This is a genomic window from Marinobacter segnicrescens (assembly GCF_900111555.1).
GTDB lineage: Bacteria > Pseudomonadota > Gammaproteobacteria > Pseudomonadales > Oleiphilaceae > Marinobacter > Marinobacter segnicrescens.
This window is the reverse complement of record NZ_FOHZ01000015.1, coordinates 87,868-94,568: the sequence shown is the minus strand read 5'-3', so window position 1 is coordinate 94,568 and position 6,701 is coordinate 87,868. Positions and strand designations below refer to the sequence as shown.

General features: G+C 57.8%; 6 protein-coding genes and 1 pseudogene. 6 read left to right on the top strand and 1 reads right to left on the bottom strand.

From position 1 onward, the window contains the following. Positions 1 to 140: 140 nt before the first annotated feature. Positions 141 to 1,067, bottom strand: coding sequence for a phenylacetic acid degradation operon negative regulatory protein PaaX (gene paaX, locus BM036_RS14140; protein WP_091853449.1), 927 nt, complete (start codon positions 1,065 to 1,067; stop codon positions 141 to 143). A 362-nt stretch (positions 1,068 to 1,429) separates the two neighbouring features. On the opposite strand from paaX, the gene BM036_RS14135 reads away from it, so the two are divergent. From BM036_RS14135 to BM036_RS20325, 6 genes and pseudogenes are all read left to right on the top strand, one after another. Beyond that, on the top strand, positions 1,430 to 2,587 hold the full coding sequence (locus BM036_RS14135; RefSeq protein WP_091853447.1) for an ABC transporter substrate-binding protein: 1,158 nt from the start codon (positions 1,430 to 1,432) through the stop codon (positions 2,585 to 2,587). 68 nt (positions 2,588 to 2,655) lie between these two features. Continuing rightward, positions 2,656 to 3,531: a branched-chain amino acid ABC transporter permease gene (locus BM036_RS14130; protein WP_091853445.1), complete on the top strand. Its 876-nt coding sequence runs from the start codon at positions 2,656 to 2,658 to the stop codon at positions 3,529 to 3,531. Continuing rightward, the gene (locus tag BM036_RS14125) at positions 3,531 to 4,538 is read left to right on the top strand and encodes a branched-chain amino acid ABC transporter permease (protein ID WP_091853443.1); all 1,008 of its coding nucleotides are present in this window, start codon (positions 3,531 to 3,533) and stop codon (positions 4,536 to 4,538) included. The genes BM036_RS14130 and BM036_RS14125 overlap by 1 nt, the downstream gene beginning before the upstream one ends. Then, positions 4,535 to 5,293 (top strand): ABC transporter ATP-binding protein, encoded by a 759-nt coding sequence (locus BM036_RS14120; RefSeq protein ID WP_091853441.1) that lies wholly within the window; start codon positions 4,535 to 4,537, stop codon positions 5,291 to 5,293. Before BM036_RS14125 ends, BM036_RS14120 begins: the two co-directional genes overlap by 4 nt. A gap of 17 nt (positions 5,294 to 5,310) precedes the next feature. Continuing rightward, positions 5,311 to 5,760 (top strand): annotated as a pseudogene (locus BM036_RS20330) (hemerythrin domain-containing protein); the annotation flags it as partial. A gap of 204 nt (positions 5,761 to 5,964) precedes the next feature. After that, positions 5,965 to 6,669: an ABC transporter ATP-binding protein gene (locus tag BM036_RS20325; protein ID WP_245742643.1), complete on the top strand. Its 705-nt coding sequence runs from the start codon at positions 5,965 to 5,967 to the stop codon at positions 6,667 to 6,669. Positions 6,670 to 6,701 lie beyond the last annotated feature (32 nt).

Here is a 6,701-nt window from a genome sequence, read left to right as displayed (position 1 = left end):
CTACAACGGCCCCATACGACAAGCCTGCCACAGGCAGGCATCGACCTGCTTCGCAGGGCCTGAAGAACCCCTACGCCAGCCACAAAAAAGCCCCGGCACCTTCCAGCACCAGGGCTTCGTCACTCATTACCGGTACCACCTCAATCCCGCAATCCCCCAAACCGCCGATAGAACCCCTCGTTAGGACCTGGCAATGGCCCTGAGGCGTTCTCCAGGGTCTGGTCCAGCCACTCCTCGGCTCTCTCGTAGATTTGCCGGTACAGGTTGCGACAGAGCTGCCTCGCACTCCGGCCTTCCCAGTCGCCGGGAAGCAGCGCGTCCGGAAGCTGGGGGTCACGCAGCAGGATTTTCCGGTATTCGTGAATAAGCAGCGTACGGGCGATCAGGCAATCTTCTGGCGAAAGGGTGTCCTCGTCCTTCAGCTCCTGCCACAAGGGCCTGAATTGATCCAGGAAGCGCCGGTAGCGCCCGCCCAATTCATCCAGGTTCCAGCTTTCCCGCACTTCCCGGCGCATGGCCCGGGAGCTCAGGGGCTCTACCGGGTGCGTCTGCATCACGATGGTGTCGTCCAGAGCTTCCCATTCCTGTAGCAATGGCAGAAGTTCCTCCCGCTGTATGCGCGGATGAATCATCACGCCCTGGCCAATGCTGCCAAAACTCAGCCATTTCAGCTCTTCCCGCACGCGACGCCTTGCCTCTGCTTCCAGCTGCGTCAGCAAGACCAGGGTCCAGCTGCCGGTCCATTCCCAGGTGGACATCTCATAGACGTGTTTGAAGGCCTGTTCGAACCGGCGGAGGCCGGGCCCGGTCAGGCTGTAATAGCTACAGCGGCCGATTTTCTCCGCCTGCAGCCAGTTTTCCTTCACCAGGCGATAGACAGATGTGCGGACCAGGCGCTCGTTGATGCCGACAGGCTCCAGCAATTTTGCCAGGCTCCCCAGCCATACGGTGCCACCCCTTGGGACTATTGCGTCGCCGTAGAGGGTAATGATCAGTGAGCCTGCCCGGATCGGGCGCTTTTTCTGGAACTGGCTGACCAGCTGGTCGAGTTGTTTTTTTGCAGGCATAGGTTGGTTGATCGCTTGAAGGACACTATGAAAATTCGGGTGCTTATTATCCTTATCTAATGGTTGCGGGTAAAACAACCATTTAGCAAAAACGCAGTGTCGACGTTTGGCCAAAGCGGTTGACAGGAAGAATACGATACAATAGCGTTGATTGTAAGTCTTGATATGTGTCAGGAATGTAGAGCGCCGTAGTCATCAGCATGCTTACTGGTTGCGGTGGTTCACCAAGTAGGGAGGCATGATTCCTGAACACCTCTGGGACTTTTTGTGCTGGAAAGTGAATCATAAACCTATAAAACGCTTTCCGTTAGGTAACAAAAACAACGAGGGCACTCTGTGCTCCAGAACCTGGGAGAATAACAATGGCCAAGAAAAGCCTCTTGCGTCGTGCTGGTGTGTTGGCGGCTACGCTGGCAACCAGTCTGCTTGTGTCCGCACAGGCTGCCGAACCTATCAAGATCGGCTCTTTCCTTTCCGTTACCGGCCCTGCCTCATTCCTTGGCGATCCGGAACTGAAAACCCTGGAAATGTACGTGGAAAAGATCAACGAAGAAGGCGGTGTGTTGGGACGCCCATTGGAGTTGATCCACTACGACGATGTCGGTAATGCATCCAATGCCCGTAACTTCGCCGGGCGCCTGATTCGCTCTGATCGTGTTGATATCATCGTCGGTGGCAGTACCACAGGTGCGACCATGGCTGCGGTGCCGCTCGTTGAACAGGCGCGTATCCCGTTCATTTCCCTGGCAGGCGCCGTCACTATCGTTGACCCGGTAAAGGAATGGGTTTTCAAGGTACCCCAGTCTGACCGTATGGCGGCGGAGCGCATCCTGTGGGATATGCGTCGTCGTGGTTTTGACAAGATTGGTCTGATCTCCGGTACCGGTGGCTTTGGTGCCTCCGGTCGCCAGCAGACCCTGGCGGTTGCCAGTGAGTATGGGATTGAGGTGGTTGCCGATGAGACCTACGGTCCGTCAGATTCCGACATGACTGCTCAGCTTACCAATATCCGGAATACCGACGGTGTTGATGCGATACTGAACTTCGGTTTTGGTCAGGGGCCGGCTATTGTCACCAAGAACTATGCCGCCCTCGACATTAACCTGCCCTTCTACCAGTCCCACGGTGTCGCCTCAGATGCGTTTCTCGATCTGGCTGGTGACGCTGCAGAAGGGCTACGCCTGCCGGCCTCTCCGATCCTGATCCCGAGTTCCCTGCCGGATGACGATCCCCAGAGAGAGGTTGTCCAGTCCTACGCCCAGGAGTACCGGGATCACTGGGGCACCCGGGTCTCCACCTTCGGTGGCTATGCCTATGACGGATTGATGCTCGCGGTCCAGGCCATCGAGGCTGCCGGCAGCACCGACAAGGCAGCGGTACGTGATGAGCTGGAGAATATCCTCGGCTACGTTGGCGTGACCGGTATCTTCAACATGGCACCGGACGACCACAACGGTCTGACTCCGGAATCGTTCCGCATCCTGGAAGTCAAGGACGGCGACTGGATGCTGGTCGAGTAATAACCTGACCAAACCTCTGCCCCCGGCCCGGTGATGGATGGGCCGGGGGTTTCTGACGGTACCTTCCTATGTTCTCAGAATTTCTTCAGTACCTGTTCACAGGTATTACGATCGGGGCTACCTATGCATTAGTGGCGCTGGGTTTCACCATCATTTACAACGCCAGTCATGTGATCAACTTCGCCCAGGGTGAATTTCTGATGATTGGTGGTATGGGCACCGTGGCGTTTATGGGCCTGGGTATTCCCATGTTTTTCGCCATCATCCTTGCGGTGCTGCTGGCATGCCTGGTGGGTATTGCATTGCAGCGCCTGGCGATAGCACCGGCAAAGAACGCAGACGTGGTCACCCTGATCATCATCACCATTGGCGCCTCGATATTCATCCGGGGCATTGCCCAGGTTGTGTGGGGCAAGGACTATCACGTCGTTCCGCCTTTCAGTGGTGACGAGCCGATCCGCCTTGGCGGTGCGGTACTGAACTCCCAGAGCCTTTGGGTGCTGGGCATTGGTGCGGTACTCGTTATCGCGCTGATTCTGTTCTTTACCCGAACCCTGATTGGCCGGGCCATTCTTGGTACATCCATGAACAAACTTGCTGCCCAACTGGTCGGTGTGAAGACGCAGATGGTGCTGATGCTGGCCTTTGGCTTGTCGGCGCTGCTGGGTTCCGTTGCCGGGGTTACTGTGGCGCCGATTACATTCACCGCCTATGACATCGGTATCCTGCTTGCGCTCAAGGGCTTCGTTGCGGCCGCCATGGGTGGACTGGGAAGCGGCCTCGGGGCTGTGGTCGGTGGCATCCTGCTGGGTGTGGTCGAGGCCATGACGGCCGGTTACATCTCGTCCGAATACAAGGATGCCGTGGCGTTTTCCATGATCCTGCTGGTCCTGTTTTTCATGCCCCGTGGTCTGTTCGGCGGCCGAACCGTGGAGCGTGTGTAATGTTTGATCGTTTTCTTGAATGGCGGATGAATTATGTGCTGGTTCTCGCCATCATCGTGTTTGTGATCCCTCTCCTGATGGAGAACCCGTTCTACTTTGATCTTGCGACCCAGATTCTGATCATTGCCGCAACCGTGGTGGGCCTGAACTTGCTGGTCGGCTATGCCGGCCAAATCAGCCTCGGTCACGCCGGTTTCTATGGCATGGGCGCGTACTTCAGTGCGGTGGCTACCTCGGCCTACAACTGGCCCCCGTTATTGGCCCTGATAGTGGCCGCCGCAGTGGTAGGACTGGTCGCCTGGGTCGTGGGGCGCCCGATACTGAAGCTGAAGGGCCACTACCTGTCCATGGCGACGCTCGCTGTGGGGTTTATCATTGCGATTATCATCAATAACGAAAGCCAGTTGACCGGTGGCCCTGACGGCATGGTGGTGCCCCCGTTCAGTCTCTTTGGCTGGGAGTTGAGTACCTTTGGGCTTTACTCCCTTCTGGGGCTGGAGATCCCGGGCCACGTAGCCTGGTACCTGGTAGCGGGTGTGCTGTTGCTGGTGGCGGTGATTATTGCCCAGAACCTGATCGACTCCCCGCTGGGGCGGGCTTTGCGTTCCATCCACGGGTCCGAGATCGCCGCCCGTACCGTGGGGGTGGATACCGCACGTTACAAGAGCATGGTATTCGTTATCTCGGCGGTTTACGCGAGTATCATGGGCAGTGTGTTTGCTCACTTCACCGGTTTTATCACCCCCGCCATCGCAGGCTTCGATTACTCCATTGTACTGATCACCATGGTGGTGCTGGGCGGCATGGCCTCCCCCATGGGTGTCATTCTGGGTGCCGTGGTACTCAAGCTGTTGCCCCAGTTCCTGGCCGGTTTCCAGGAATATGAGACGGCAATCTTTGGTTTCATTCTGATGGCCACCATGATTTTTATGCCGAAGGGCTTTTACCCCACGGCTATGAACGCCATTCGCAATAAGCTCGGGAAGTCGTCGGGAGGTAAGGCATGACGGTCATGATCGATGTCAAAGGCCTCGACAAGGAGTTTGGTGGCGTCCATGCCATTGAGGGCCTGGAATTCTCGGTGGAGCAGGGGCAGATCTATTCGGTGATCGGGCCGAACGGTGCTGGCAAGACGACCCTGTTTAACCTGATTACCGGCTTCTACACGCCCACCCGGGGCGAGATTACGCTGAACGGTGAGAGCGTGGTCGGTATGGACCCCAACCGCCTGGCGGAACGGGGCATGTGTCGCACTTTCCAGCAGATGCAGATCTGCATGAATATGACGGCGCTGGAGAACGTGATGCTGGGGCGCCACCTGAAGATCCGCTCCAATCTGTTCACGTCCATGTTCCGGCTTCCCTCACTGCTGCGTGAGGAAAAGGCCTGCCGTGAGCGGTCAAAGGAGCTGATGGCGTTTGTGGGTTGCGGCGAGTATATCAACACGGAAGCCTCTGCCATGTCTTACGGCGCGCTCAAGCGTCTCGAGATTGCCCGGGCCCTGGCAGCGGACCCTAAGATCCTGCTGCTCGACGAGCCGGCCGCCGGTCTTAACGGCACCGAAACGGCGGAGCTGGAAGAGCTGATCCGCAAGGTGGCGGAGCAGGGGGTGACGGTCATGCTGGTAGAGCACGACATGAAACTGGTGATGGGTATCTCTGACCGTCTGCTGGTGATCAACTACGGCCGCAAACTGGCTGAGGGCACCCCCGAGGAAATCCGCAACAATCCAGATGTCATCGCTGCCTACCTGGGTGGCTGAGTGAAAGGGCAAGTATCATGAATGAACAGAATCAGACCACGACGCCTGCCCGGTCGCGCAGCGAACAGGCCGTGGGAATCATTATCCGCGAGCATCAGGGTTTGTGGCGCGTTATCGATCTTCTGGAGCAGCTTCAGCAGGACATGAACGTGAATGATCAGCGCCCGGATGAGGTGTTGTTCAATACCATATTTGATTACATACAGCACTTCTCGAACCGGGTGCATAGCCAGCCCACGGAGATCGTGCTGTACAAGAAGCTTCGTGAAAAATCGTCGGAAAGTGGTCCATTGCTGGACAAGCTGGAACGCGGCTATGTCGTAGGCCACGAGAAGATTAACGAACTTCGCGAGCTCCTGGCGACCTGCGTCCGTGGCTGGCCCAATGGCCGGGAAGCCTTCAGCCATGCGTTGAGCCGGTTCACCCAGGCGCTGCGCAAGCACATCAAGAAGGAAGAGGGGGTAGTAATTCCCCGGGCCAAGGAGGTGCTGAGCGAAGCGGACTGGACCGAAATTGCCGAGGCGCGGGATCAGCAGAACGATCCGTTGTTCGGCGACCGTGTCCGGGAGGAGTTCCGCGAGCTGCGGCACCAGATCGTCAGTTATACGCCCGAGCGCTTTGGTGGGCTGGGGCTGTCCCACCCCACCAGTCGTCCCGAAACCGGCAAGGAGATGCTGAACATTCAGGGGCTGGTGTCTTCCTACGGTCAGATCGAGGTGTTGCATGAGATCGACCTGAAGATCCATTCCGGTGAGATCGTGTCACTGGTCGGTGCCAATGGTGCGGGCAAGTCTACCCTGCTGATGGCCATTTCCGGGCTGCAGCCCCTCGACAGCGGGAAGATGACGTTCGAGGGCCAGGACCTGAACCGCATGCCAGTGGACAAGCGGGTTTCCAACGGTATTGTCCAGGTGCCGGAGGGGCGTCAGGTGTTCAAGGATCTGAGTGTCCACGACAATCTCCGCCTGGGTGCCTATACGCGCAAGCAGGGTGCTGAGGTGGAGCGGGATCTGCAGAAGGTCTATGGCAAGTTTCCGATCCTGGAGCAGAAGCGGGACAATCTGGCTGGCGAGCTTTCTGGTGGTCAGCAGCAGATGCTGGCGATCGGCCGGGCATTGATGGCGAAGCCGCGGCTGTTGCTGCTGGATGAGCCTTCCATGGGGCTGGCTCCGCTGATTGTGGAGGAGATTTTCGGGATTATCCGGGAACTCAAGGAGGAGGGCATTACGGTGTTCCTGGTTGAGCAGAATGCGTCGCAGGCTTTGGCACTGGCCGATCGTGGGTATGTGCTGGAGACTGGCCGGGTGGTGCTCGAGGGTACCGGGCGGGAGTTGCTCAGTAACGAGAAGGTCAGGGAGGCCTATCTCGGGATGTGATTTCCCTGGGTACCGTGGCCCTGTTGATTGGG